A 2,622-nucleotide genomic window follows, 5' to 3' on the forward strand; every position below is an offset into this window, starting at 1 on the left:
GCGAACGCGAGATGGGAAAGCGCCGCGCCGTAAATGTCGGCGGTATCGAGCTCCGCCAGGTCGTCCGGATCCACCTGCCGGTAGTACTCGGCCAGAAAGCGTTCGGTGGCCGCCTGGTCGTCTCCTGGAACCTTCGCGCGCACCAGTGCGCCCGCAGCCTCCAGGCGCTCGGTCTTGCCCTGCTCCGTCAGCGCCAGCATGTCCCAACCCCTCCGTCGTCGCTCAAGTCGCGGTCTGCAGCCGCTCCAGGGAAGTCTAGCAGGGTTGCCGGATTTTGCCGTGGCGCGGGCGGTGACTGTCGCGATGTGCACAGCACCGCGCCTGGACAAGCACCCTGCGAGCGGTGGGAGTCCACCGGTCGCAGGGCGTGACGCGAACGACGCCGCGGATCCGAGAACGACGGCATTCGCGGCTTCGGGCGAGCGCCTTCAGCGCACCATGCTGGGACGCTTGTTGTCGAACTTCCACCCGGGGATGAGGTATTGCATGGCGGCGGCGTCGTCGCGCGCGCCGAGCGCCTTCTCCCGGTACAGGCGATGGGCCGCCTCCACGTGCTCCATGTCGAGTTCCACCCCCAGTCCCGGTTTCTCGGGAACCTTCACCAGTCCGCCCTCGATCCTGAAGGGCTCCTTCGTCAGTCGCTCGCCGTCCTGCCAGATCCAGTGCGTGTCGATCGCGGTGATCTTGCCGGGGGCGGCGGCGGCGACATGGGTGAACATCGCGAGCGAAACGTCGAAGTGGTTGTTCGAATGCGAACCCCAGGTGAGTCCCCATTCGTGGCACATCTGCGCCACGCGCACCGAACCCTGCATGGTCCAGAAGTGCGGGTCGGCGAGCGGGATGGTGACGGACTGCAGCTGGATGGCGTGGCCCATCTCGCGCCAGTCGGTAGCGATCATGTTGGTGGCAGTCGGCAGCCCGGTGGCGCGGCGGAATTCCGCCATCACCTCACGCCCCGAGTACACGCTTTCGGCACCGCACGGGTCCTCGGCGTAAGCCAGCACGCCGTGCAGGTCGCGCGTGAGCCGCACCGCATCCTTGAGCAGCCAAGCCCCGTTCGGGTCGAGCGTGCAGCGCGCCTGGGGAAAGCGCTCGTGCAGCGCGCGGATCGCCTCGACCTCCTCCTCACCGCGCAGCACGCCGCCCTTCAGCTTGAAATCGTGGAAGCCGTAGCGCGCATGCGCCGCTTCCGCCAGACGCACCACGCCCTCCGGCGTCATCGCGACTTCGTTGCGCAAACGGAACCACTCGTTGTCAGCGTCCGGCTCCGTCCGATAGGGCAGGTCGGTGCGCCTGCGGTCGCCGACATAGAAGAGATAACCCAGCATCTCCACGGCCTCGCGCTGCTGCCCCTCGCCGAGCAAGGCGGCGACGGGGACGCCGAGGAACTGGCCGAGCAGGTCGAGCAGCGCGGCCTCCACGGCCGTCACGGCGTGGATGGTGATGCGCAGGTCGAAGGTCTGCAGCCCGCGCCCGCCGGCGTCGCGGTCCGCGAACTGGCGCCGCATGGCGTTCAGGACCGCGAGCCAGTTGCCGATCGACTGCCCGATGACGAGCGCTCGCGCATCCTCCAGCGTCTGCCGGATCTTCTCGCCGCCGGGGACTTCCCCCACCCCCGTGTTGCCGGCGCTGTCGGTGAGGACGACGATGTTGCGGGTGAAGTACGGGCCATGTGCGCCGGACAGATTCATCAGCATGCTATCGTGGCCGGCGACCGGGACGACGCGCATCGCGGTCACCCGCGGCGTGCTGGATTGAGCTTGAGACATGAGATCCTCCTACTTTGGTGTCGATGGAAATATTCGTCAGAGTGATAACGTGCCGGCGACTCAAGTCACCGGCGCGGGATTGAACAGCGCCAGCGCATTGTGGAGCTGCCATTTCTCGGCCCAGGTTTTCTTGCCGCTCGCCACGTCGAGCATGAGGCGAAACAGTTCCCAGCCCACGTCTTCAATGCTCGCTGCACCATCGGCGATGCGACCCGCGTTGACGTCCATCAGGTCGTGCCAGCGCCGCGCGAGGTCACTGCGCGTGGCGACCTTGATCACCGGACATGACGCAAGCCCGTAAGGCGTGCCGCGACCGGTCGTGAAGACGTGCAGGTTCATGCCGGCGGCAAGCTGCAGCGTGCCGCAGATGAAGTCGCTGGCCGGCGTGGCGGCGTAGACGAGCCCCTTCTGCTGTACCTTGTCGCCGGGCGACACGACGCCGGAGATCGGTGAGGAGCCGGACTTCACGATCGAGCCCATCGCCTTCTCGACGATGTTCGAGAGCCCGCCCTTCTTGTTGCCGGGGGTGGTGTTCGCGCTGCGGTCGACGCTGCCGCGCTTGAGATAGGCGTCGTACCAGGCCATCTCGCGGATGATCGCGTCCGCCACTTCCGCGGTCACGGCGCGCGAGGTGAGTTGGTCGACGCCGTCGCGGACTTCGGTGACCTCGGAAAACATGACGGTGGCGCCGGCCCGCACCAGCAGATCGGTGGCAAAGCCCACGGCCGGGTTTGCCGTCACGCCGGAGAATGCGTCGCTGCCGCCGCACTGCACGCCCACCACCAGGTCGGACGCCGGGCAGGTCTCGCGCCGGCGCGCGTTCAGGCGTTCCAGATGCTGCTTCGCCGAGCCC

The 2,622-nt window shown here is 67.5% G+C and carries 3 protein-coding genes; all 3 read right to left on the bottom strand.

All coding sequences use genetic code 11. The features are described 5' to 3' along the window. Window positions 1-200 (bottom strand): hypothetical protein (locus tag JNK68_04465; protein MBL8539606.1); only part of this gene is annotated, 200 nt, incomplete at its 3' end. Between the two features lie 228 nt (window positions 201-428). Then, the gene (gudD, locus tag JNK68_04470; protein MBL8539607.1) at window positions 429-1,769 is read right to left on the bottom strand and encodes a glucarate dehydratase; all 1,341 of its coding nucleotides are present in this window, start codon (window positions 1,767-1,769) and stop codon (window positions 429-431) included. 60 nt (window positions 1,770-1,829) lie between these two features. Then, on the bottom strand, window positions 1,830-2,622 hold a 793-nt coding region (locus JNK68_04475; GenBank protein ID MBL8539608.1), incomplete at its 5' end, for a UxaA family hydrolase.

It is taken from the genome of Betaproteobacteria bacterium (assembly GCA_016791345.1).
Lineage (GTDB): Bacteria > Pseudomonadota > Gammaproteobacteria > Burkholderiales > JAEUMW01 > JAEUMW01.